The sequence below is a fragment of the Acinetobacter sp. VT 511 genome, assembly GCF_001077515.1.
Taxonomy (GTDB): domain Bacteria; phylum Pseudomonadota; class Gammaproteobacteria; order Pseudomonadales; family Moraxellaceae; genus Acinetobacter; species Acinetobacter schindleri.
Window position 1 is genome coordinate 24,161 of record NZ_LFRE01000081.1, and the last position, 22,446, is coordinate 46,606.

Consider the following 22,446-nt stretch of genomic DNA (forward strand, 5'->3'; position numbering starts at 1 on the left):
ATATAAATATGCTGTCTCTAAAAACAAAAAAAGGAGCCAGTGTGAGCTCCTTTTTTACGCTATAGCAGTATCATTATTGCTGCGCGATCTTTTGCAGGATAGGTAGCAGTACATCGAATTCACTTTGTAGCGGTGTACTCTTGCGTGTCACCAATGCCAAGGTACGGCTTGGTGCAGCAGCAATCTTTTTCACCTGAAGCTCAGGATTGGCTTTAATCATGTTGGTATGAAGTGCAATTTCAGGCAACAGGGTAAAACCAAGATCGGAAGATACCATCTCGATCAGCGTTGGCAATGAGCTTGCTTTCAGGCGATGATCATTCTTACGCTCACCAATTGGACAAGCACTTAAAGCATGATCACGTAGACAGTGGCCTTCTTCAAGTAACATTAAACGAGAAAGATCCAGATCTTCTAAGGAAGTTGCCTGAGCTGCATTCTGATCTGACTTGTGATGAACCACATACAGATCTTCTTTCACAATTTCAGCAACTTTTAGGCTACGTGTATCAAAAGGCAGGGCCAGTACAACCATATCCAGGTTGCCATGTTCCAGCTTTTCAACAATTTTTTCACTTTGTGCTTCGTGCAGATGCAGCTGAATTTTCGGCAACTGTTTATGCACTTCATCAAGAAGTTGCGACAGAATGAACGGCGCAATGGTCGGAATCACACCTAAATGCAGATCACCTGTTAAAGGTTCACTCATCTCACGACTTAAACGCATTAAGTCCTGAGCATCAGCCAGTAGAACACGAGCGCGTGCAACCACTTGCTCTCCGAGTGGAGTCAAGCGTACATTCTGGCGATCACGTTCAACAAGAACGCCACCGAGTAAACGCTCCAACTCCATGATCCCGCCCGATAGGGTGGACTGGGTCACAAATGAACGGCGAGCAGCTTCTGTAAAATGCAGCGTCTCAGACAGTGTTACGAGATATGACAGCTGTCTTAGGGATGGTAATGCAGCCATAGTGTCCTAATTTTATGATTTAAAATGATCAGCAAATAATTCGCTAAGATATGGAATAAAATGCGGTGGGATATCATGCCCCATTCCATCAATTAATTCAAATTTAGCACCAGATATTGCTTTCGCAACAGCCTTACCATGGCTGGGTGGTAGCAAGCGATCTTGAGAACCATGAACTACAAGTGTCTCTTGTCGGATTTGCTTATCCAGTTGCAGCAACGAGCCCGTACATAATATTGCTAAAAACTGTTGAAGTACACCCGCTGGGTAATAACTTCGATTATATAATTTACGGGCGGTCTGCATTGCCTCAAGCTGATTAATATAACCAGGCGAGCCAATAATGTTAAACAGTTTCAAGCTATGGTCAATTATACCATTTTCATCCTGCGAAGCGGGTTTGCCAATCAGACTAAAGAGCTGTTTTGGAAATGGTGGAGGTAACAGACGCTGATTGTTACTGGTAAATAACAGAGCCAGCTTTTTAACCTTTTCAGGATAACGTGCTGCCAGAATCTGGGCAATCATACCACCCATCGAAGCACCGAGCACATACACCTCATCCAATTCCATTTTATCAATCAACAGACTGACGTCATCTGCCATGTCATACAGGGTATAAGGTGCTCCCTGGTTACCCAGGCCTAGCATGAAGCGACTCATCAGTTTAATGGTATTTAATCGTGGACCTTTATGATGGACTTTAGAGGATAGGCCAATATCGCGGTTATCAAAACGGATGACCCGGAAACCTTGGTCGATAAAAGATTTACAGAAAAAGTCCGGCCAATACAGCATCTGTGCACCCAGGCCCATAATCAGCAATAAGGTCGGGTGATTCTCCTGACCACCTACCTCTACATGCAATTCAATACCATTGCCAAGGTCAACCTTGGTTTCATGCATGAAAGCAGTATATGGTGATGGTAATAGACTCGATTGCACATGACTATTCATGTTAAGTTCCCTATAAAAGGACATTCTGTACAAAGAATGTCCTTTGTATTTAAACCTTAAACTGATACAGGAATCAAGTCAGGAACCTGCTTAGTCAATGTAAGACGCTGTTTCGCTGCGGTAGCGCCTAATAGTACAAAGCCGCGCAGGGTTCCTTCAGTATCTGTGGCTTTGGCAATCATGCCATCCTCAAACTCTTCAGTGTCCCAGGTCACATCAACATTGGCGGGTGCAGGCAGTACAGTCAGGGGGGCAGCAGGTGTTTTTACCGCAACAGGCATTGCTGGATAATGCACTGCTGTCGTTTCACCATTCAAGGTTTTAGCCAGCGCACGCGCCTGCTGCATGATTGGCATCACATAAGGCAATAAAGTACCATTCACTTCAGCACAGTCACCGACAGCGAAAATATCAGCTAAATTCGTTTCGAGCTGGCTATTGGTCAAGATACCGCGACCGATTTGCACACCAGACTCTTTGGCTACTGATGCATTTGGTTGCAAGCCCACCGCCGACAGAACCACATCTGCAACGACTGACTGACCATTGGCTAATGTCACCAGGTAGTCACCATTTTCGACTTTAGAGACTTTCTCTACAGTCGTGCCTAATACAAAGTTAATACCAGTTTCTTCCAGGTTTTGCTGGAAAACATCTGCAACATGTGAAGGCAATAAACGGGCTAAAGGCTGAGGTGCCAAGTCAATTACAGTCACTTGATGGTCCGTGTGCTGAAGGTCATTGGCAAATTCACAGCCAATCAAACCGGCACCCAAAATCACTACGCGCTTATCTTCACGTTTTTCCAGGCTGGCACGGAAAGCTTTATAATCATTCAGGTTGTTGACCACATGAATGTCGTCACTGCCATCACCGGCAATTGCCAGACGAATTGGCTGTGCACCCACGGCAAGAACCAGTTTTGAATATGCCTGTTTTTGCTCAGACTGATCTTTTACAACAATCAGTTCATGTGCAGTAGCATCAATGGCTTTAACCCAGGTATGCGTTTCAATACGCATATTTAACTGAGCTGCCATTTTGGCAGCATCGCCCAAGGCAATATTTTCGGGTGCTTTTTTGCCCACTAAAGCATTGGAAAGTGTCGGTTTGGCGTAGTTGGTTGCATCATCGGCACAAATCATGACGAGTTCATGGTCTGGATTCAGCTTGCGGAATTCGCGTGCGACAGCATAGCCTGCCATACCTGAACCAATGATGACGATAGGATGCATATTTAACTCCATGCTTTTTTATAGATAGTAGAAAGGCATAAAAAAAGACCACTCAATATGGCCTTTGTTTGGGCGAAATCAGATTTCGATCATTTCAAAATCGACTTTAGAAACGCCACAGTCTGGGCAGGTCCAGTCATCTGGAATATCTTCCCATTTAGTACCAGGGACGATCCCGTCCTGAGGCCAACCTTCCGCTTCGTCGTAAATCCATCCACAAACGATGCATTGATATTTTTTCATGTAACTCTCCAAAACCAGCGAATATGGAAGCTGGCTCAAAAATCCTAAACAGGCAAGACTCTAATAATATGGCATTTAATAGCGGACATATTTGGCTAAATTTTTACGCAGTTCTGTTTAGAAAGTAAAGTAGATAACAGTTTAAACAGCAAAATTAAAAGCAGAATAGTTATCCGGGCCAGTAAAAGTCCTTTACTCAAGCTTTTTATTCTCTTAGAAATGCCGGAATATAATTTTATTTATGCAAATAAATAAAAGCTTATTGTTTCTCACACTGAGAGAAATAAAACAATATTTTACCGTCGGGTAATGATTCATGGATTTAAAACAATCATTAAAGTTTTTATGAAAAAAGTGCTCTTATAAATTAATGAAATATAAGTGAATAATTGTATGTCAATAGGGGTGTTGCTGCAATAATACTCGGTTTTCCCTATCCTTTAGTCGTAATTCAGTTTAAAATTTGCCGGTTCCTTTTTCTTATCTAACGATCTCCCATGAGCAATATGTCTACTTCATTGTGGTCTCACATTCGTACTGTCCAGGATTTTCCAAAGCCGGGTATTAGTTTCTTTGACTTAACACCGCTTTTCATGAATAACATCGGTTCATTAACTGATGCTTTGATTGCAAGCATTCCTGCTGAAAAACTGGCAGAAGTAGATAGCTTTATTGCTGTTGAAGCACGTGGCTTTGTATTGGCAAGCTTGTTGGCACAACGTACCGGCAAGGGCCTGTTGTTGGTTCGCAAGGCAGGTAAATTACCACCTCCAGTGGTTGGTGTGGGTTATAGCCTGGAATACGGTCTGGACCGTCTGGAAATGTCTGCTGAGGTTCAATCACAAAAAGTGATTATTGTAGATGACGTATTGGCTACTGGCGGTACATTGAAAGCTGTCAATGAACTGGCTGAAAAATGTAATCATAAAGTACTCGGCGCGAGCATTTTTCTTGATCTACCTGATTTACATAGTGATCTTGGGCTGAATATCTGGTCTGTATTGGATGACAAATCTAAGCCTGAAGCTAATGCCGCTTAAGCGCAAAAGATGAATAAAAAGCCCTGCAATATGCAGGGCTTTTTTTATGGCTTCTTTAAATGTAATACTTAACTTTTTTGCAGATTCTGTTGGATTTGCAGGATCAGGGGATTGATCCGTTCCGGTGTTTCAAGGCGATGATGTCCACCGGGAACCGCTTCTACCTGCATATAATCTTCTAGTTGGGACTGTACTGCATGCATATCCAGTATTTCATCGCCTAACTCAATATAGGCAAGCTGAGGAATGTCATGTTGTAGGTCATTATCACAAATTGCAGGATAATCATCGCGGAAATAGGGGGCTAGGCTTGGATTGGCAATTACACAAGGAATCTGGTGTTGCTGTGACATTTTCAGTGCCCAGTAACCCCCCAGACTGTGCCCAACCAGAATATCTGGATGAATTTTTTCAATCATCTCGTTATAAAACTCTGCCACAGTCGCATAATTGAGGTTGCGGTAATCCACATCAATGCAATATTTATGATCGGCATCGATGGCATGGAATTTCGTAGATTCTCGTGAAGAATCAAGTCCATGAAAAAACAGGATTTTAGAGGTGCATTGGCTCATTATGGTGGTTCGTATCAATTCGTTTTATAGTTCGGCAATGATTTGCGTCAGGGAGCATTGTAGAACTTCTATACAGGGAATGAAGTTAGCATTTGGTCTAAAGACTTTAGTCCAAGCCGACCTTAGTCAAAAAGACTGAAAGGTTCTGTAAAGAATTTGATATTAAAACGTTATTTTTTGATTAATTGGTCAATTAAAACTGTATATTCCTCGGCTTGGTTAGGGTGAAAGGCCCTGCCCAAAAGAGGAATTTGAGTCTTCCCGAGATATTAGAAAAGAAAAGCCAATTGAGATGCTGCTGGACGCTACGATTTAACTGCAAAATCTGCTATTGTATGCACCTTCTATTTTTTAACTAATCTTATTCGAGGCAGAGATGACGCAAACTAACGCTCAATCGACTTCTGAACAAATCATTTCCGAAAACGATTTAATTGCACAGCGTCATGCCAAGTTAAAGCAAATCGAAGATCAAGCCAAGGAAACCGGCAAGAGCCCATGGCCAAATACTTTCAAGCGTGAGCACTATGCGCAAGATCTTCAAGACCAGTTCGCTGACCAATCAAAAGAAGAAATTGAAGCAGGCGAAAAGGTGTATGTAAAAGTTGCGGGTCGTGTGATGTTGAACCGTGGTTCATTCATTGTGATTCAGGACATGACTGGCCGTATTCAGCTTTATGTTCCTCGTAAAGAATTAGATGCTGAAGTACTTGCTACAATTAAAGGTCTAGACCTTGGTGATATCATTGCCGTTGAAGGTTATATCGGTCGTTCGGGTAAAGGCGATCTGTATGTACACATCGAACAATTCGAATTATTAACAAAATCACTTCGTCCACTTCCAGACAAATTCCACGGCTTGACAGATACAGAAGTGAAGTATCGTAAGCGTTATCTGGATCTGATCGTGAATGAAGAAACACGTAAGACTTTTGAAATCCGCGCTAAAGTTGTCGCTGGTATCCGCAACTTCCTGACTGAAAGACGTTATATGGAAGTGGAAACCCCAATGATGCACGTGATTCCAGGTGGTGCTTCTGCGCGTCCATTTGAAACGCATCACAATGCATTAGACATGCCACTGTTTTTGCGTATTGCACCTGAGCTTTATTTGAAACGTCTGGTTGTCGGTGGTTTTGAGCGAGTGTTCGAAATTAACCGTAACTTCCGAAATGAAGGTGTTTCAACTCGTCATAACCCGGAATTCACCATGATCGAGTTCTACCAGGCTTATGCAGACTATAAAGACCTGATGGAACTGACTGAGCAAATGCTGGAAAAACTGGCATTGGATATTTTGGGTACAACTGATGTGCCTTATGGCGAAGAAGTATTTAGCTTCAAAGGTCCATTCAAGAAAATCTCAATGTTTGATGCGATTCTTGAGCACAACCCACAGTTCACGCCTGAAAATGTAGGCGACCGTGACTTTCTGGCAAAATACGTTCAGGAAGAGCTGAAAGAACAGGTGAAACCAGGTTTTGGTTTGGGTAAACTGCAAACTATCGTGTTTGAGGAAACAGTAGAAACTAAACTGCGTCAGCCAACATTCATTACTGAATATCCAGCAGAAACTTCTCCACTGGCTCGTCGTAATGATCACAATCCGCACATCACTGACCGTTTCGAATTCTTTATTGGTGGTCGTGAGCTGGCAAATGGTTTCTCAGAATTGAATGATCCGATCGACCAGGCTGAGCGCTTCCAGGCACAGGTTGCCGAGAAAGACGCAGGCGATGATGAAGCAATGCACTTCGATGCAGACTTTATTGAAGCATTAGAATATGGCTTACCTCCAACAGCGGGTGAAGGTATCGGTATTGACCGTCTGGTGATGATCTTTGCCAATGCGCCAAGTATCCGTGACGTGATCCTGTTCCCGCACATGCGTCATAAACACGCTTAAGTAAAAAAACTAATAAAAAAACCCGCACATGTTGCGGGTTTTTTTATTAGTTTTTTCGCTACATAAGCTAGACATTGTAAAAGAGCAGCGTGAGCTAAAATAGTTTTTATAAAAGTTTCAGACAAAAAAAACGCAATGATTGGGGTTGTCATTGCGTAGAAAAAGGAAAAACTTGTTGCAAATGAAACTGTGGAGAATGGTTCTTGCTATTTCCTGAATATGTTTTCATATTAAAACTGGCTTGTTATTTTTACATTGGTAAACGTGTAAAGAGCTGTTAACTAAAGTAAGTTTTTCTACCTTTGTGTGACAGGAAAAAGAAAATATGAATCAAATGTGTAGGAATTCAATAAAAAAGCCCTTCATGTGAAGGGCTTTTCAAACTTTATCCAAGCATTAGAAGTGGAACACCCCAAGGGCAGTTTTAACTTCATCCAAAGTTGCTTGAGTAATATCACGGCATTTGTCTGTACCAGTCTTGAGTACATCCATAATGTAGTCAGGATCTTTAGAAAGTTCCATACGACGTTCACGAATTGGTCCAATTAATTCTTTTAGAATACCTTCAAGACGTTTTTTCACTGTACCATCACCCAAACCACCACGGCGGTAATGGGCTTTTAGTTCTTCCAGCTCTTCTTTGTTGGTATCGAACGCATCCAGGTAAGTAAATACCACGTTGCCTTCAACCTGACCTGGATCTTCAATACGCAGGTGGTTCGGATCCGTATACATTGCGTTAACGGCTTTCTTGATATCTTTGTCTGATGCATCTAGCACAATGGTATTGCCTAAAGATTTAGACATTTTCGCCTTACCATCAAAGCCTGGTAAACGGCCAACGTTAGATAGCAGGGCTTTACATTCTGGAAGTAGCTCACGACCTACCTGACGGTTCAGACGACGCACGATTTCGTTAGTCTGTTCAATCATTGGGATCTGGTCTTCACCCACTGGAACCACAGTCGCTTTGAATGCAGTAATGTCCGCAGCCTGCGCCACTGGATAGCACAAGAAGCCTGCCGGAATATCACGCTCAAAACCACGCATCTGAATTTCAGACTTAATTGTTGGGTTACGCTCGAGACGTGAAACAGTCACGAAGTTGAGGTAAAGCATGGTCAATTCATTGAGGGCAGGAAGGCAAGACTGAATACAGATTGTGGTTTTGGTCGGATCAATGCCTACCGCAAGATAATCTGTTGCAACTTCAATAATGTTACGACGTACTTTTTCGAAGTTATCTGCATTGTCTGTCAAGGCCTGTGCATCTGCCAGCAGAAGATGCTGATGGTGAGAATCCTGTAAACCCACGCGAGAGCGTAATGAACCAACAAAGTGACCGAGGTGAAGTTGTCCGGTAGGACGGTCGCCAGTCAAGATCACTGGACGATTATCTTGATTACTCATTATTTATTCCAAACCAGTAGTCGTACTACATTCAAATTTTTAGGATCGCAACATTGTACGGCATTCTGTTTTTGAATGTCAGTCACAATGAATCACAGTAATAAAAAATCTCTGAAATTAAAGAAGTAAATACAATCTTTCTGCTGCTTTTTGATTAGAATATTTTTACATTTATAAGGAATAACAAGAATGGCGAGTAGCTTATTAATATTATTGGATGATATAGCCACAGTTCTAGATGATGTTGCAGTCATGAGTAAAATGGCAGCAAAAAAAACGGCCGGGGTCTTGGGAGATGATCTGGCGCTCAATGCTCAACAGGTAAGCGGTGTACGTGCCGAACGTGAACTTCCGGTGGTATGGAGCGTCGCCAAAGGTTCTTTTGTCAATAAACTCATTCTTGTTCCTTTGGCTCTGCTGATCAGTGTGGTTGCACCATGGTTAATTAATCCTTTATTGATGATTGGCGGCTTGTTCCTGTGTTATGAAGGCGTAGAAAAAGTCCTGCATAGCTTAAAGCATAAGAAAGCCAAAACTGAAGAAGATGCTGAGGCTGAATTCACTACGATCGAAACTGACTTAGCCACATTTGAAAAAGAGAAAATTAAGGGTGCGATCCGAACTGACTTTATTTTGTCTGCGGAAATTGTAGTGATTTCTTTGGGCACCGTGGCAGCCGCAGCTTTTACCACCAAGGTCATCGTACTAGCAGGGATCGCCATATTAATGACAGTCGGGGTGTACGGCTTCGTTGCCATGATTGTTAAAATTGATGATTTAGGTTTGCACTTGAGCAAGCAGGCATCGAGTTTCAAGCAAAGTGTAGGACGAGGCTTGTTAGCTTTTGCACCCAAACTGATGAAAACTTTAACTATTGTGGGAACAATTGCCATGTTCCTGGTCGGTGGCGGGATTATTGCTCACGCGATTCCATGGTTTCATCATTTCACTGAAGATTCAGTCGAGTATGTAGAGCATATTCCTACAATGGGCAGTATTATAGGTGCTCTTACACCAACACTCATTAATTTAGTCATTGGTTTTATCGCAGGATTATTGGTATTCATTGTGATTGGCTTTATTCAAAAGATCAGAGCAAAATCAAAGCAGGCATAATTTTGGTTGGCTAGAAGTAAGTCAAAAATAAACTATAAGGAATCTTACTATGCGCTGGAAAGGTCGTCGAGTTAGTAGCAATGTTGAAGACCGCCGCGGTGGGGGTGCCAAGGCGGGTGGTATCAGTATTCTGGGGCTGATTGTAGCTTTTGTTGCCTGGAAATTTTTTGGTGTGGATCCGCAACAAGCTTATCAAGCCACCAAGCAGGTGACACAAGGTGTTTCCAGTGCTGAAACGCGTGGTCTGGAAAATCCAACGCCAGAGCAGCAAGAAGCAATTGACTTTGTCGGAACTGTTCTGGCCGATACAGAAGATACCTGGTCACAGGTGTTCCAGCAGCAGCTGAATCAGCAGTACACTCCCCCTAAACTGGTACTCTTCAGCGGTGTGGTGAACTCAGGTTGTGGTGCGGCGCAATCCGCCATGGGGCCGTTTTATTGTCCGGCAGATCAGAAAGTGTATATCGACACGACCTTCTTTAGGGATATGCGTAGCCAGATGGGCATTAGTGGTGAGCAGAATTCAACTGAGCTATCGCGTAATGATCAGGCTGGTGACTTTGCTCAAGCGTATGTCGTGGCACATGAGGTTGGACATCACATCCAGACCATCCTGGGTATTTCTTCTCAGGTACAGCAGGCACGCCAGCAAGCCACAAAGGCGCAAGCGAATCAGCTGTCAGTCTATCAGGAGCTGCAAGCCGATTGTCTGGCGGGAGTATGGGCTTATCATAATCATGAGCGTACCCAATTCCTGGAACAGGGTGATGTACAGGAAGCCATGGATGCAGCGCATAAAATTGGTGATGACTATTTACAGAAAAAAGCCCAAGGACATGTGGTGCCAGATAGCTTTACTCATGGGACCAGTGCGCAGCGCGTGCAATGGTTTAATACCGGCCTGAAATCTGGTCAAATGGCAGATTGTGATACTTTTAATAAAGGCATTTAATATCGTAAAGGTATTTAGATCTATTTAAAGTGCCAAATGAAATGAAAAAGGAGCAGTTGCTCCTTTTTCTTAAGCATAGAAAAACTTATTTATTCAGAAATCGCTGAAAATTCCTGATCAGCTTGAAGCTGACAAATAAAGCAGCTAAAGCAAATAAGCTAATACCAAAGACTACATATTTCAGCCCAGCAATGTCCTGCTGATAAAATTGCTGGATCTCATTAGCAGAATAGGAAAATTCTGAAACCTGACCAGTGCGGCTATCTTTATATTTAACCTGTTGAATATAAGAAAACTGACCTGCCTTAAACAGTTTTACCTGATCAATCTGACGGGTATGAGACTGATTAAAATCATCGCTACACAACGCCGTATAATGGGTACAACTACTTTTGGAAATATAGCCATTTCCTGCAATCAGGACAAAAATGGCATGATCTGGTTTCTGGTTATTGGACAGCAAAACATACTGCTGATCTGGTGAGCTGGTTAAGTTAACTAACTTGCCTTGTTGATAATACTGCTCGGCCTGCATGATCTCCTGAATTTTGGCAAAACAGGTAAAACACAATGCAAGCGTGACCAAAAAAATCACAGTAGCAAGAAAAAGACGGAAAACAAGTTTAACGGTTTGATGCATGGGAGAAGGATTCAGAAGAACTGGTAAAAGAATACAGCAAAGTACTAAGATAGAATTGTATGATAAACCACCATTTGGAACTATTGAAAAGAAACTTAACTAAATAGCAAAATAAACAGGATTAAAATTATTTCATCCAGAAATGCTTTTTCATTTGATATTTTATTTTTAAATAAGCCAAATCACTCATTTTCAGGAATGAGGCGCGCTTTAAGGGAACCCATGGGCAATTTCTTTTTCTTGCAACTTTTGACCGTTGTTTTTGCATTATCTATTGCCACGACATTATTTAATAAAAGAGTGCTAGGTTTTCCTCAAGCGATTGGTGTTCCGATTGTTTCTGCAATTTTTGTATTTATCCTGCAATGGGGCGCGAGCCTGCTGCAGGGCAATCCTTTTTTCAGTATCAATATTGCCAATATTGAAAATGCAGTCCGGCATATCGATTTTTATGATTTTCTGATTAACGGCGTCATCTGTTTTATTTTGACCTCATCTGCGCTGAAATTTAAGGTTTCCGATTTGCGCAATCACTGGCGTCCGATCGGAATTCTAGCCAGTCTGGCGCTGGTGATCTGTGCAGTCTTGTTTGGTCTAGTCCTGTATGGTTACCAGTTCCTGATCGGTAAGCATGTTGATCTGTTGGTATTGCTATTACTGGGTGCAGCATTAGGTGCAACGGACCCGATCGGAATTAAAGGGGTGCTCAGTTCAGTTCGTGCACCGCATCACTTAATGGTAAAACTGGAAGGTGAGTCATTGTTTAACGATGCGATGTGTATTGCCTTGTTTATGACGCTTTTGAATGTATTACAGGGTGAGAACTTTACTTTATTGGGCGTACTGCAAACACTGCTCTACGAAATTGTGGTGGCTGTATTCATTGGCGTGGTATTCGGTTGGGCAATCCTACGCATTCTTCGCGGCAAACATGAAATGGAATCCCTGATTCTAACCACTGCATTACTGGCTTGTGGTTCCTATCTAGTGGCCTTGCTAGCGCATGCTTCTGCACCAATTGCCTGTGTGATTGGAGGCCTGATCGTTGGTAATAAATGGAAGGAAATTCTGGCAGATGCCGATATTGGTGATGTGAACCATTTCTGGCATACGGTTGAAGGAATTATTAACTCTTTCCTGTTTACCCTGATTGGTCTTGAACTGTTTATTCTGGATTTAAGCACTAGCCTGATTCTGGGTGGAATCGTGGCTTTTATTATTCTGCATGTAGTGCGTTTCGCAGCAAACTTCCTGTCTTTTTCAATGTTTCCACATCTGCGTAAAAAACGTTATAACGGCAGTCTTGCAATTCTCTCTTGGGGTGGTGTCCGTGGTGGAATTTCTTTAGCTTTGATTCTGGCTGTTGCCAATGTTCCGCAACTAAAAGAGTACAGCAGTATTCTGGTCGGTTATACCTTTATTGTGGTGCTGTTATCCGGTGTGGTTTGTGGTCTAGGTTTACCAGCTGTAATGAATGCCTTTTATTATAATCCGAATGAAGAGAAAGAAGGCTGGAAAGGCTGGTATCAGCGGATGTGCCATAAAATGAACCGGAAAGGTTTCCAATACATTATCGGTGAAGATGCAAATGGCAATGAAATTATTACGGTGTACAAGCCTGAAAGCCTGATTGATGAAAAAGATGAAGATGGCGTAGCAGCAGTGCATAATCCTGAAAAAGTACACGAAGTGAAACGTCTGGAAAGTCCGGATAACTTCTAAAATAATTTTGATTTAAAAAAAGAGAATTTTTGGATTCTCTTTTTTTATTTCCTAGATATTAACTTGGTGAGTTTGAATCCAAATATTATGATCAAAGCAGCTTAAATGGATATATTGAAAATGCCAGCCAAACCCAGTGATGAACTTGCTCGAATGATTCTTGGTGTGATTGCATTAATCCCTCAAGGAAAAGTTGCTAGCTATGGTCAGCTGGCCCAGCTTGCAGGATTGCCACGCCATGCACGTCTGGTTGGACGAGTACTGAGAGAGATGGATGAAGCATCTGATCTGCCTTGGCATCGCGTCGTTAGTTCGCAAGGCAAAATCAGTGTGCAAAAACTGGATGAGCAGGGGATGAATATTCAGGCAAGTAAATTACTAGAAGAAGGCGTTGCAGTTATTAAGGGTAAAATTAATCTGAAACTTTACCAATGGGATGGCAGCATCCAATAAAAATACCCCATGTGTACATAAGGTATTTTGAAGAGGATAAAATAATAATTTATGCCTGACCACGAACCACAAGCACTGGAACATCGGACTGTCCTAGAATGCTTTGAGCTACACTGCCAAGGAAGAATTTCTTGAACCCGGTACGGCCATGTGATCCAATCACAATCAGGTCGGCACCTAAAGTTTTTGCTGCTTTGGCAATCTCGGTATTTACCACCTGACCTTCCAGCAACTGGGTATCTACCTGTACACCAGCTGTTTCGAAACGTTTTTTCGCTTCATCCAGGTTTTGCTGGATTGCAGTACGTGCACGTTCAATTAAATCATTGGTTTGTGCTGCGGTAATGTATTCAGCCGCAATATAAGGGTCTAAGGTCATCACCTGAACTACAGTGATTTTACCGTTAAAAGTTTTCGCCAGTTGTACTGCCTGATCTACCGCAGCATAAGCCGTTTCTGAACCATCAATTGGAACTAAAATATGTTGAAAAGCCATGGTCATTCTCCACATGTATTTATGGGTATTATAAAAATTTTAAACAATGCCTATGATCCGTCGGGCATGGTGTTTTTTAAATAATAACGCTAATTAGGTTAAAATAAAACCAAGTAAATCCATATGGTTAAATAATGTTTTAGTAAAAATATTTTTTATAAATTATTGTTTTATATTAAAAATAATAAACTATAAATTCGTTTGAATTTTAAATGCTTCAAGCTGTCAGACTAAGGTCGCGCCTAATAGATCATCTGCATTATTCACATTGAATTTGTGTCGTATCTATTTTAAATTTTGATGCGAGCCGTTGATACTGTTGTTGAATAGAGGCATTGGCTGATCCATAAATTTGTTGTTGAAGTTGGGAGATTTTGGATTCTGTAATGTGTATGCGTGCAAAATGCAGGGCGATTTGGTTTTCTTGGGTAACTTTCATTTGTTTAGTTGCATCATATTCAGCAAAATGCTTCAGTTTTTGCTGTGCTTTACTCAGTTGAACCAAACTTCGTTTTTGTTGCATGCTCATAAGTTGATGATTATTAATCCAATGTGCAACATCACGGCGTACACCGTTATAATCCACCATAAGTGGTGAAATCAATTGGCAAGAACTCAGGTTGAGTGCCGTAGAAATGGTCAAGAAAATTTTAGTTTTAATCATATCTGAGTAACTTAAAACGGTTTTAAAATTCATATTAATACGTGAAATACATAATAAAAACTGATTTTGGTTAAAGTTTGATGCAAATACACGCATTTGCCTAAAGACTGAACATTTGTGAATTAAAATGCTTGACGGGGAATGCGGAAGTTACGATAATGCGCACACAGTTTACGGCTATGTAGCTCAGTTGGTTAGAGCACCGCACTCATAATGCGGGGGTCACAAGTTCAAGTCTCGTCATAGCCACCATTTTTATAGACCAAGCTCTCAGCTTGGTCTCTTTTTTTGTGTCAAATAAATATATTCAAGCCTATAAAATTGTTGCACTATTCTTGTTAATTTAAATTTTCCAGCGCCAACTTATTAATATATTTGAGTTATACATTTATCTTAAATCACTACCAATAAAAAAACGCCTAAGCGGACTTGGGCGTTTTTCTGAATAAACAGGGTTAAATCAGATACCCGCTTTCCATCCATTTACGATTGGGTAGCGACGTTCGCGGCTGAAAGCACGTGAGCTGATACGAGGACCTATCGCACCTTGACGACGTTTATATTCATTCACGTCAACCAGACGAATCACACGTTTTACCACTTCTTCCTCAAAGCCTTTCTCAATGATGTCATCCTGACTCATGTCTTCTTCGATATAAGAGTAAAGGATTGCATCCAATACTTCATATGGAGGTAATGAATCCTGATCAACCTGATCTGGGCGTAATTCTGCCGAAGGTGGACGGGTAATCACACGCTCAGGAATCACTGGTTTGTCTGCAATACTGTTACGATATTTCGCCAGTTCAAACACAATAGTCTTATACACATCTTTCAGTACTGAGAAGCCACCAACCATGTCACCGTACAGAGTGCAATAACCCACAGCTACTTCTGATTTATTGCCCGTCGATAGTACCAGGTTGCCAAATTTATTCGACAAAGCCATCAATAGTGTGCCACGTGAACGAGCCTGCAGATTTTCTTCAGTTGCATCCACTGGAGCATCACCGAAGAACGGATACAGGGTTTGCAGGAAACCATTTACGATCGGGTTGATCTCGGCAATACCAAAAGTCACGCCCAGTGTTTTCGCCTGTTCAGCTGCATCTTCCACACTGATCTGAGCCGTATAGGTGTAAGGCATCATTACCGCTTGTACTTTATCTGCACCGATGGCATCTACAGCAATCGCAAGTGTCAAGGCAGAATCAATGCCACCAGACAGACCTAGAATTACACCCGGGAAGCCAGAACGTTGTACATAATCGCGTGTTGCCATGACCAGGCTTTGATAGATCTCTGCCATGGTGTCAAGAGTAGGGGTAATGCTGGTTTTGCTAAACGCAAGGTTAGTTGCATCATATTCAGCAATAGATAGATTTTCCTGGAAACTTGCTGCTTGCAGCGCAACTTCACCAGATTTATTCAGTACGAAACTCGTACCGTCAAAAACAAGATCATCATGACCGCCGACCTGGTTGCAATATACCAGGTTGATATTGAGCTGTTTAACCAAAGCTGCCATGGTTTCAATACGGTGCTGTGGCTTACCGACTTCATATGGAGAAGAGTTCAGTACCACCACAGTATCAACATTCAGCTGAGCCAGCTGTTGAACAACATTCAGAGACCATACATCTTCGCAGATCAGTACTCCAAATTTATGACCGAGGTATTCAAATACCAGGTGTTGATGACCTTCATTAAAATAACGCTTCTCATCAAATACAGCATAGTTTGGTAAAGTCTGCTTGTTATAAATTCCCAATACCTGACCGTCTTTCATCACTGCAGCAGAGTTAAAACGCTGACCATCTTCAGTCTGGTTGACAAAGCCAAAGACCATTACGATATCTTTGACTTGTGCCAGTTGATCAAATGCCTGTTGGGTACGTTTAGTCAAGCTTGGACGCAGAATCAAGTCATCTGCAGGGTAGCCCAGAGTCGAAAGTTCTGGAAAGATAATCAGGTCAGCATTGCCTTTTTTAGCCAGATTGGCCTGTTCGATCATTTTTTGCGTATTTGCATCGATATTGCCAACATGTGGAGAGAATTGAGCAAGGGCAATTTTAAAACTTTTCATTCCAACTAAATCCTAATCCTGATAGATTTTTTGCACTAATCGGCTATTGTTTAAAATTATAGTTATTTAGCCGAATGCAATCTGGTACTTACATAATGCCAAATGGCGAGAAACATAAACACAATAATAAAAGCTTGATACCTAATCTCATTTTTGGAAATAAAATATCATACAAGAGTTATTCTATCGAAATTTGAAGCAGATGCTAGCGTTGTTTGCATAGATTTATTGTTGAAATGCAACTGGATGATTAAAAATAAAGGGATCACATATTGTTTTGTATCGAATCTGCCTGGCCAGGGCGAAAAGATTTATATATAAAAATTTTAATATATTACTCTCTAATCCGTTTCCTGAATGATATTTGGCAGCTTTTGAAGATAAATATCACGTGCAATATCACCTTGCTGCTCAATATTGTAGGTCCAGAAAGACTTGCCGGGAATATAGGAGTATTGATAAGGATTATAGCGGCCAAAACTCAAAAAATAAGCGGTTTGTAATATCGCGCCACGCAATACCACATTAATGCCATGCTGATGTTGGAAAATATGCGTCATCTCATGAATAAACACTGCACGATAACTTGCAGTCTCTTTGGAATAATCATCTTTAAAAAGTGCATTGCGTACATGAATATATCCACTAGGTGCCATCAGAATATGCTTGGGTTGCCACGGCAGGAAAGGATGGTTCATAACATGCACCTTGCCGTAATCAATCCGGTCTCCAAACACTGAACGGCACATCTGGATTTCGCCCACAGTCAGCTGACGGCATTTAAATTGTGGAAATCGGATCAGTCTTAACAGCAGGACTAAAAAACGATAGGGCATAGTATTTATGAATAGTCAGGATGACCTGATTATAACGGGATTATAGGCTTGGATTTGTAAGCATCTTTATCATTCTATTTAAGACAATAATCTCAACTTTTTATTTGCTGCTGTGCTTAATATTTTCATTGCCCATAAAAAACCGCCCGAAAGGGCGGTTTTTTGGGTCTTTCGACGCGATTCGAATTAACGAGCGATATCGCGTTGAGTTTCGCCAGTATAAAGCTGACGAGGACGACCGATCTTGTAAGGACCGCTGTGCATTTCTAACCAGTGGCTGATCCAACCAACTGTACGTGCAAGCGCAAAGATCACAGTAAACATTTCTGTTGGGATACCAATCGCTTTAAGGATGATACCTGAGTAGAAGTCTACGTTAGGGTAAAGGTTACGTTTGATGAAGTATTCGTCAGAAAGCGCGATACGTTCAAGTTCCATAGCAAGAGCAAGCTGTGGATCGTTGATGCCAAGAGCACCAAGAACTTCGTCACAAGTTTCTTTCATTACTTTCGCACGTGGATCGAAGTTTTTGTACACACGGTGACCGAAGCCCATGAGTTTAACTTCTTTAGTTTTCACTTTTTCCATGAAGCCAGCAACGTTTTCTACAGTGCCGATTTCATCCAGCATCTTAAGAACAGCTTCGTTCGCACCACCGTGAGCAGGACCCCAAAGTGCAGAGATACCAGCAGCGATACATGCATATGGGTTAGCGCCAGTAGAACCAGCTAAACGTACTGTAGAAGTAGAAGCATTTTGTTCGTGGTCAGCGTGAAGTGTGAAGATACGGTCCATTGCTTTCGCAAGGATTGGATCTACTTTGTAGTCACGGTCTGCTGGAGTAGCAAACATCATGTACAGGAAGTTTTCAGCGTAAGTCAAATCGTTACGTGGGTAAACGAATGGTTGACCAACAGTGTATTTGTAGCTCCAAGCTGCCAAAGTAGGAATCTTAGCGATTAAACGAATCGCAGTGATTTCACGATGGTTAACATCTTCGATGTCCAGATTATTGTGATAGAACGCAGACAACGCACCAACAACACCAACCATGATTGCCATAGGGTGAGCATCACGACGGAAACCGTTATAGAAGCGGCTTACTTGATCGTGAACCATAGTGTGGTTACGAACTTTAGCGTCGAATTCTTCTTTTTGCTCAGCTGTTGGAAGCTCGCCATTAAGAAGTAAGTAGCAAGTTTCTAGGTAATCAGCTTTAGTTGCTAACTGGTCAATTGGGTAGCCACGGTGTAAAAGAACACCTTTATTACCATCGATGAAAGTGATTTTAGACTCGCATGCAGCTGTTGCCATAAAACCAGGATCAAAAGTAAAGTGACCTGCAGCCAACACATCTTTAACGTCGATTACATCTGGGCCCAATGTGCCGCTGTAAATTGGTAATTCAATTTCTTTGCCATCAAGCTGTAAAACGGCTTTCTTGCCAGTTGCTTCAGACATTCAATAGATCTCCTGTCCTGGTGAATGTTTATCCGAGTTGTCTATCAATCTTTTAATGTACAAAACGGACGGATCAAAAATTTGCTATAAGATTAGTGAGTACTGAAATTTTGTCAATTATACTTATGGATAAAAAATGACGTTACACAGCGGCTTAGTCACATAATCTCTGTATAAAAAGCTTTATTAAAATCACAGCATCAACGCGCTATAATAAGATAAAACATGCAGGAGGTGCAGAAAAAAATGCATTGTTTGCAGCAATAATCATCATCTTTTAATCGTAAAAAAATGTTTAAAATGATTAGGTTTATAATGATAAAGTGGCTAAAACTATATAAATTTCACTACTTACAGCTTTTTCAAGGGTTGGTAGTTTTTGTCAGGTCTTATAAATAAAAGCACTTAATAGAATATTTGGAAATGTCTGTTTGATTAAAAAATGACTTATTTTTGCTCGATTAAATCATGCTAATTTGATTTATTTGGAGACCTGTTTCACATTTTTAAGTTGAATAGCATAAAGTGGTACTGAAATGCGTTTTATCTGCCTAAGTGACGTATTCATTCAACTATTATAAAGATAGTTTTGTATTCACCATTTGGCTTATCGTAAATCTTTAAAAAATAGAGGGTTCTGTATAGTTTGAGTGATATTTTCAATCGAGCACTAAGTGCTTGAATCTTCACCTTTAGTCTAAAGAACAGATGTTTCTAATATATATCCATATCGGACTAAATTAATCGGCTTTATTATTTAAAAACATATATATAAGTATTGATTGAAGGCAATTATAAAATTATTGCAGATTAATCTTATTGTTAATGATTCTTATTTAAAGGATTTTTAGCCAAAAAGCTTATGAGAGTTGTTTGTATTTTGATAGTGAGCGTTTTATAATTCAGTGTCGTTTTACGTTTAAGCATGTATTTGCCTAATCAATGCCAGCTTTCCTTCGAATTAATTCCAACAAACTCCGGATGGAGTTTTTAACTACAGGATGCCCGCTGTGAAAAGCAACAGACCTGTCAATTTGTCCATGGGTCAAGTTTTAGAAGTAAACTTAAAATCACCTGTGGCTATTGCATCAATTCTACACCGTCTTTCTGGTGTGATCGTATTCTTACTCGTACCGGTCCTTTTATGGATTTTAGACAAGTCATTGTCTTCGCCTGAAGGTTTTGCTCAAGTGCAAGAAATCTTTAACGGTTTCATCGTGCGTTTTGTTGTATGGGTATTTGTAGCCGGCTTAATCTATCATACGTTTACTGGTATTAAGCACTTACTTGCAGATGTTGGCGTTGCAGAAGAACTGCAAAGCGGCCGTACTGCAGCTACTATTTCATTAATCTTGTCTGCGATCGGTATTGTTGCAGCATTTGTATGGATCGTACTCTAATGAAAAGTGCTACTGGTTTAACGGGTTCAGGTTCTCGCGATTGGTTTCTTCAACGTGTGAGTGCAGTGGTTCTAGCTGTGTATACTGTTATCGTTTTGGGTTGGATTCTACTGAATGGTGGCTTCAACTTTGAACAGTGGTACGGCTTTATGATGACTACACCAATGAAGATTTTGTCTTTATTGGCAGTATTCTCTCTTGTTGCACACGCATGGATTGGCATGTGGCAGGTTTTCACTGACTATGTGACTACTCGTCAAATGGGTCCATCAGCATCAGGTTTACGCATTGTATTGACTTCAGCAGTGATTATCGCTGTATTAGCATACGCAATCTGGGCAATCCAGATTTTCTGGGCTTGATAGGAAGAGATCATGGGCGCAATTAACCCTAAAGAAGATTACACAAATATTCCACATGAAACTTTCGATGCTGTCATCGTGGGTGGCGGTGGTTCAGGTATGCGTGCATCTTACCAACTTGCTCAAGCTGGTTTAAAAGTTGCTGTACTGACTAAAGTATTCCCGACACGTTCACACACTGTTGCGGCACAGGGTGGTATTGGTGCATCTCTTGGTAATATGCAAGAAGATAACTGGCACTACCACTTCTATGACACAGTTAAAGGTTCTGACTGGTTAGGTGACCAGGACGCGATCGAGTTTATGACGCGTGAAGCACCTCAAGTGGTATATGAATTAGAACATTTAGGTATGCCATTTGACCGTAACGCAGACGGTACGATTTACCAACGTCCATTCGGTGGTCACTCTGCAAACTACGGTGAAAAAGCGGTTCCTCGTGCATGTGCTGCAGCTGACCGTACAGGTCACGCACTTCTTCATACGCTTTATCAAAGCAACGTGAAAATGGGTACACAATTCTTCGTAGAATGGATCGCACTTGATTTGATCCGTAACGAAGCTGGCGATGTATTGGGTGTAACTGCTATCGATCAGGAAACTGGTAAAATTGCAGTATTCCAGGCGAAAGCTACTCTATTTGCTACGGGTGGTGCGGGTCGTGTTTACCGTGCATCTACTAACGCGTATATCAATACTGGTGACGGTCTTGGTATGGCAGCTCGTGCAGGTATTCCATTACAAGATATGGAATTCTGGCAGTTCCACCCTACAGGTGTTGCGGGCGCAGGCGTATTGCTAACTGAAGGTTGTCGTGGTGAAGGTGCAATCCTTCGTAACAAAGATGGCGAACCGTTCATGGAACGTTATGCTCCAACTTTGAAAGACTTGGCACCACGTGACTTCGTATCACGTTCTATGGACCAAGAGATCAAAGAAGGTCGTGGCTGTGGTCCTAAAGGTGATTATATCCTTCTTGATATGACGCACCTGGGTGCGGATACCATCATGAAACGTCTTCCATCTGTATTTGAGATTGGTAAGAAATTCGCGAACGTTGACATCACTAAAGAGCCAATTCCTGTAGTACCAACAATCCATTACCAAATGGGTGGTATTCCTACGAATATTCATGGTCAGGTTGTTGTTCCAGAGTCTCCAGAAACTGAAGCACTGGTTACTCACTACGACAAAAACACTGATACATACTCTACTAACCAAGAAGGCCGTAACTTCACTAAACCAGTGAAAGGTTTCTATGCGATTGGTGAATGTTCTTGTGTATCTGTACATGGTGCAAACCGTCTAGGTACAAACTCACTGCTTGACTTGGTTGTATTTGGTAAGGCTGCCGGTCAGCACATCATCGATTATGTGACTAAACACCACGGTGATGAATATGAACCGCTTCCTACAACTGTACTTGAGCAAACTGTTGCACGTATTCGTAAACTTGACGAATCAACTACAGGTGAAAATGCTCAAGAAGTTGCTGATGCGATTCGTGACATCGTTCAAGACCACGCTGGTGTATTCCGTACATCTGCACTTCTTGAAGAAGGTGTGAAACAGATTCTTGCAATTGAACCGCGCGTGCGCAACATTCACTTGAAAGACAAATCTAAAGTATTCAACACAGCACGTATTGAAGCACTTGAAGTTGAAAACTTGTATGAAGTTGCTAAAGCGACTCTAATTTCAGCTGCAGCGCGTAAAGAATGCCGTGGTGCGCATACGGTAGTAGACTTTGAAGAGTCTCCTGACCATCCTGCATACCCATACGGTCGTCGTGATGATGAGTGGATGAAGCACACATTATGGTTCTCTGCGGACAACCGTCTTGAGTACAAACCAGTGCGTTACCGTCCATTGTCGGTTGATGCAATTCCACCTAAACCACGTACATTCTAATTCGGAGA

Annotated in this window: 21 protein-coding genes and 1 tRNA gene; 10 read left to right on the plus strand and 12 right to left on the minus strand. The window is 41.5% G+C overall.

Annotated features, from left to right (window positions below):
- Nucleotides 1-73: 73 nt before the first annotated feature.
- The 4 genes from oxyR to rubA all read right to left on the minus strand — a co-directional run bounded on the left by oxyR (nt 74) and on the right by rubA (nt 3,408).
- Complete coding sequence (gene oxyR / locus ACS72_RS12300; protein ID WP_004810876.1) at nt 74-973, minus strand: LysR family transcriptional regulator OxyR; 900 nt, start codon at nt 971-973, stop codon at nt 74-76.
- 12 nt (nt 974-985) lie between these two features.
- Nucleotides 986-1,930: an esterase EstB gene (estB, locus tag ACS72_RS12305; protein WP_004810873.1), complete on the minus strand. Its 945-nt coding sequence runs from the start codon at nt 1,928-1,930 to the stop codon at nt 986-988.
- 56 nt (nt 1,931-1,986) lie between these two features.
- Nucleotides 1,987-3,165 (minus strand): NAD(P)/FAD-dependent oxidoreductase, encoded by a 1,179-nt coding sequence (locus ACS72_RS12310; RefSeq protein ID WP_048882289.1) that lies wholly within the window; start codon nt 3,163-3,165, stop codon nt 1,987-1,989.
- Between the two features lie 78 nt (nt 3,166-3,243).
- Entirely contained in the window at nt 3,244-3,408 is a 165-nt protein-coding gene (gene rubA / locus ACS72_RS12315) for a rubredoxin RubA (protein ID WP_004783011.1), read from the minus strand.
- Nucleotides 3,409-3,905: 497 nt separating this feature from the next.
- Here rubA and ACS72_RS12320 point away from each other — a divergent pair, with 497 nt between their 5' ends.
- Nucleotides 3,906-4,448: an adenine phosphoribosyltransferase gene (locus tag ACS72_RS12320; RefSeq protein ID WP_005221224.1), complete on the plus strand. Its 543-nt coding sequence runs from the start codon at nt 3,906-3,908 to the stop codon at nt 4,446-4,448.
- A 68-nt stretch (nt 4,449-4,516) separates the two neighbouring features.
- Here the strand turns inward: ACS72_RS12320 and ACS72_RS12325 are convergent, their stop codons facing one another.
- The gene (locus ACS72_RS12325; RefSeq protein WP_004810867.1) at nt 4,517-5,023 is read right to left on the minus strand and encodes a YqiA/YcfP family alpha/beta fold hydrolase; all 507 of its coding nucleotides are present in this window, start codon (nt 5,021-5,023) and stop codon (nt 4,517-4,519) included.
- A 376-nt stretch (nt 5,024-5,399) separates the two neighbouring features.
- Between ACS72_RS12325 and lysS the strand changes: the two genes are divergently transcribed.
- Nucleotides 5,400-6,929, plus strand: a complete 1,530-nt coding sequence (gene lysS, locus ACS72_RS12330) for a lysine--tRNA ligase (protein WP_048882290.1) — start codon at nt 5,400-5,402, stop codon at nt 6,927-6,929.
- A 396-nt stretch (nt 6,930-7,325) separates the two neighbouring features.
- Here the strand turns inward: lysS and trpS are convergent, their stop codons facing one another.
- Nucleotides 7,326-8,339, minus strand: coding sequence for a tryptophan--tRNA ligase (gene trpS / locus ACS72_RS12335; protein WP_048882291.1), 1,014 nt, complete (start codon nt 8,337-8,339; stop codon nt 7,326-7,328).
- Nucleotides 8,340-8,528: 189 nt separating this feature from the next.
- Between trpS and ACS72_RS12340 the strand changes: the two genes are divergently transcribed.
- Both ACS72_RS12340 and ACS72_RS12345 read left to right on the plus strand, forming a co-directional pair.
- Nucleotides 8,529-9,455 carry a DUF808 domain-containing protein gene (locus tag ACS72_RS12340; RefSeq protein ID WP_048882292.1) on the plus strand — a complete coding sequence of 309 codons (927 nt, stop codon included), beginning with the start codon at nt 8,529-8,531 and terminating at the stop codon, nt 9,453-9,455.
- Between the two features lie 49 nt (nt 9,456-9,504).
- Complete coding sequence (locus tag ACS72_RS12345) at nt 9,505-10,407, plus strand: neutral zinc metallopeptidase (RefSeq protein WP_048882293.1); 903 nt, start codon at nt 9,505-9,507, stop codon at nt 10,405-10,407.
- 85 nt (nt 10,408-10,492) lie between these two features.
- Here ACS72_RS12345 and ACS72_RS12350 read toward each other — a convergent pair whose 3' ends face one another.
- Nucleotides 10,493-11,047, minus strand: a complete 555-nt coding sequence (locus tag ACS72_RS12350) for a hypothetical protein (RefSeq protein ID WP_048882294.1) — start codon at nt 11,045-11,047, stop codon at nt 10,493-10,495.
- A gap of 222 nt (nt 11,048-11,269) precedes the next feature.
- On the opposite strand from ACS72_RS12350, the gene ACS72_RS12355 reads away from it, so the two are divergent.
- Entirely contained in the window at nt 11,270-12,769 is a 1,500-nt protein-coding gene (locus tag ACS72_RS12355; protein ID WP_048882295.1) for a sodium:proton antiporter, read from the plus strand.
- A 120-nt stretch (nt 12,770-12,889) separates the two neighbouring features.
- Complete coding sequence (locus ACS72_RS12360) at nt 12,890-13,222, plus strand: MGMT family protein (protein WP_048882316.1); 333 nt, start codon at nt 12,890-12,892, stop codon at nt 13,220-13,222.
- A 49-nt stretch (nt 13,223-13,271) separates the two neighbouring features.
- Here the strand turns inward: ACS72_RS12360 and ACS72_RS12365 are convergent, their stop codons facing one another.
- On the minus strand, nt 13,272-13,718 hold the full coding sequence (locus ACS72_RS12365) for a universal stress protein (RefSeq protein ID WP_004810852.1): 447 nt from the start codon (nt 13,716-13,718) through the stop codon (nt 13,272-13,274).
- A gap of 259 nt (nt 13,719-13,977) precedes the next feature.
- Complete coding sequence (locus ACS72_RS12370; RefSeq protein ID WP_081405862.1) at nt 13,978-14,478, minus strand: hypothetical protein; 501 nt, start codon at nt 14,476-14,478, stop codon at nt 13,978-13,980.
- 79 nt (nt 14,479-14,557) lie between these two features.
- On the opposite strand from ACS72_RS12370, the gene ACS72_RS12375 reads away from it, so the two are divergent.
- Nucleotides 14,558-14,634: transfer RNA gene (locus ACS72_RS12375), tRNA-Met, on the plus strand.
- 208 nt (nt 14,635-14,842) lie between these two features.
- On the opposite strand, the gene ACS72_RS12380 is transcribed toward ACS72_RS12375, so the two are convergent.
- The 3 genes from ACS72_RS12380 to gltA all read right to left on the minus strand — a co-directional run bounded on the left by ACS72_RS12380 (nt 14,843) and on the right by gltA (nt 18,765).
- Nucleotides 14,843-16,468 carry an NAD+ synthase gene (locus tag ACS72_RS12380; RefSeq protein WP_048882296.1) on the minus strand — a complete coding sequence of 542 codons (1,626 nt, stop codon included), beginning with the start codon at nt 16,466-16,468 and terminating at the stop codon, nt 14,843-14,845.
- Nucleotides 16,469-16,809: 341 nt separating this feature from the next.
- Nucleotides 16,810-17,304, minus strand: a complete 495-nt coding sequence (locus ACS72_RS12385) for a hypothetical protein (RefSeq protein WP_048882297.1) — start codon at nt 17,302-17,304, stop codon at nt 16,810-16,812.
- Nucleotides 17,305-17,490: 186 nt separating this feature from the next.
- On the minus strand, nt 17,491-18,765 hold the full coding sequence (gene gltA, locus ACS72_RS12390; protein WP_008301877.1) for a citrate synthase: 1,275 nt from the start codon (nt 18,763-18,765) through the stop codon (nt 17,491-17,493).
- 1,001 nt (nt 18,766-19,766) lie between these two features.
- Here gltA and sdhC point away from each other — a divergent pair.
- The 3 genes from sdhC to ACS72_RS12405 are packed head-to-tail and all read left to right on the plus strand — an operon-like array spanning nt 19,767 to nt 22,438.
- The gene (sdhC, locus tag ACS72_RS12395) at nt 19,767-20,165 is read left to right on the plus strand and encodes a succinate dehydrogenase, cytochrome b556 subunit (RefSeq protein WP_008301879.1); all 399 of its coding nucleotides are present in this window, start codon (nt 19,767-19,769) and stop codon (nt 20,163-20,165) included.
- The gene (gene sdhD, locus ACS72_RS12400) at nt 20,165-20,527 is read left to right on the plus strand and encodes a succinate dehydrogenase, hydrophobic membrane anchor protein (protein ID WP_004810840.1); all 363 of its coding nucleotides are present in this window, start codon (nt 20,165-20,167) and stop codon (nt 20,525-20,527) included. The genes sdhC and sdhD overlap by 1 nt, the downstream gene beginning before the upstream one ends.
- A 12-nt stretch (nt 20,528-20,539) precedes the next feature.
- Nucleotides 20,540-22,438, plus strand: coding sequence for an FAD-binding protein (locus ACS72_RS12405; protein WP_004810838.1), 1,899 nt, complete (start codon nt 20,540-20,542; stop codon nt 22,436-22,438).
- The last annotated feature ends 8 nt before the right edge of the window (nt 22,439-22,446 follow it).

Bases quoted from the DNA above. Each gene is read 5' to 3' on its own strand.
- oxyR (WP_004810876.1), bottom strand. From the start codon at position 973: ATGGCTGCATTACCATCCCTAAGACAGCTGTCATATCTCGTAACACTG.
- estB (WP_004810873.1), bottom strand. From the start codon at position 1,930: ATGAATAGTCATGTGCAATCGAGTCTATTACCATCACCATATACTGCT.
- ACS72_RS12310 (WP_048882289.1), bottom strand. From the start codon at position 3,165: ATGCATCCTATCGTCATCATTGGTTCAGGTATGGCAGGCTATGCTGTC.
- rubA (WP_004783011.1), bottom strand. From the start codon at position 3,408: ATGAAAAAATATCAATGCATCGTTTGTGGATGGATTTACGACGAAGCG.
- ACS72_RS12320 (WP_005221224.1), top strand. From the start codon at position 3,906: ATGAGCAATATGTCTACTTCATTGTGGTCTCACATTCGTACTGTCCAG.
- ACS72_RS12325 (WP_004810867.1), bottom strand. From the start codon at position 5,023: ATGAGCCAATGCACCTCTAAAATCCTGTTTTTTCATGGACTTGATTCT.
- lysS (WP_048882290.1), top strand. From the start codon at position 5,400: ATGACGCAAACTAACGCTCAATCGACTTCTGAACAAATCATTTCCGAA.
- trpS (WP_048882291.1), bottom strand. From the start codon at position 8,339: ATGAGTAATCAAGATAATCGTCCAGTGATCTTGACTGGCGACCGTCCT.
- ACS72_RS12340 (WP_048882292.1), top strand. From the start codon at position 8,529: ATGGCGAGTAGCTTATTAATATTATTGGATGATATAGCCACAGTTCTA.
- ACS72_RS12345 (WP_048882293.1), top strand. From the start codon at position 9,505: ATGCGCTGGAAAGGTCGTCGAGTTAGTAGCAATGTTGAAGACCGCCGC.
- ACS72_RS12350 (WP_048882294.1), bottom strand. From the start codon at position 11,047: ATGCATCAAACCGTTAAACTTGTTTTCCGTCTTTTTCTTGCTACTGTG.
- ACS72_RS12355 (WP_048882295.1), top strand. From the start codon at position 11,270: ATGGGCAATTTCTTTTTCTTGCAACTTTTGACCGTTGTTTTTGCATTA.
- ACS72_RS12360 (WP_048882316.1), top strand. From the start codon at position 12,890: ATGCCAGCCAAACCCAGTGATGAACTTGCTCGAATGATTCTTGGTGTG.
- ACS72_RS12365 (WP_004810852.1), bottom strand. From the start codon at position 13,718: ATGGCTTTTCAACATATTTTAGTTCCAATTGATGGTTCAGAAACGGCT.
- ACS72_RS12370 (WP_081405862.1), bottom strand. From the start codon at position 14,478: ATGCGTGTATTTGCATCAAACTTTAACCAAAATCAGTTTTTATTATGT.
- ACS72_RS12380 (WP_048882296.1), bottom strand. From the start codon at position 16,468: ATGAAAAGTTTTAAAATTGCCCTTGCTCAATTCTCTCCACATGTTGGC.
- ACS72_RS12385 (WP_048882297.1), bottom strand. From the start codon at position 17,304: ATGCCCTATCGTTTTTTAGTCCTGCTGTTAAGACTGATCCGATTTCCA.
- gltA (WP_008301877.1), bottom strand. From the start codon at position 18,765: ATGTCTGAAGCAACTGGCAAGAAAGCCGTTTTACAGCTTGATGGCAAA.
- sdhC (WP_008301879.1), top strand. From the start codon at position 19,767: ATGCCCGCTGTGAAAAGCAACAGACCTGTCAATTTGTCCATGGGTCAA.
- sdhD (WP_004810840.1), top strand. From the start codon at position 20,165: ATGAAAAGTGCTACTGGTTTAACGGGTTCAGGTTCTCGCGATTGGTTT.
- ACS72_RS12405 (WP_004810838.1), top strand. From the start codon at position 20,540: ATGGGCGCAATTAACCCTAAAGAAGATTACACAAATATTCCACATGAA.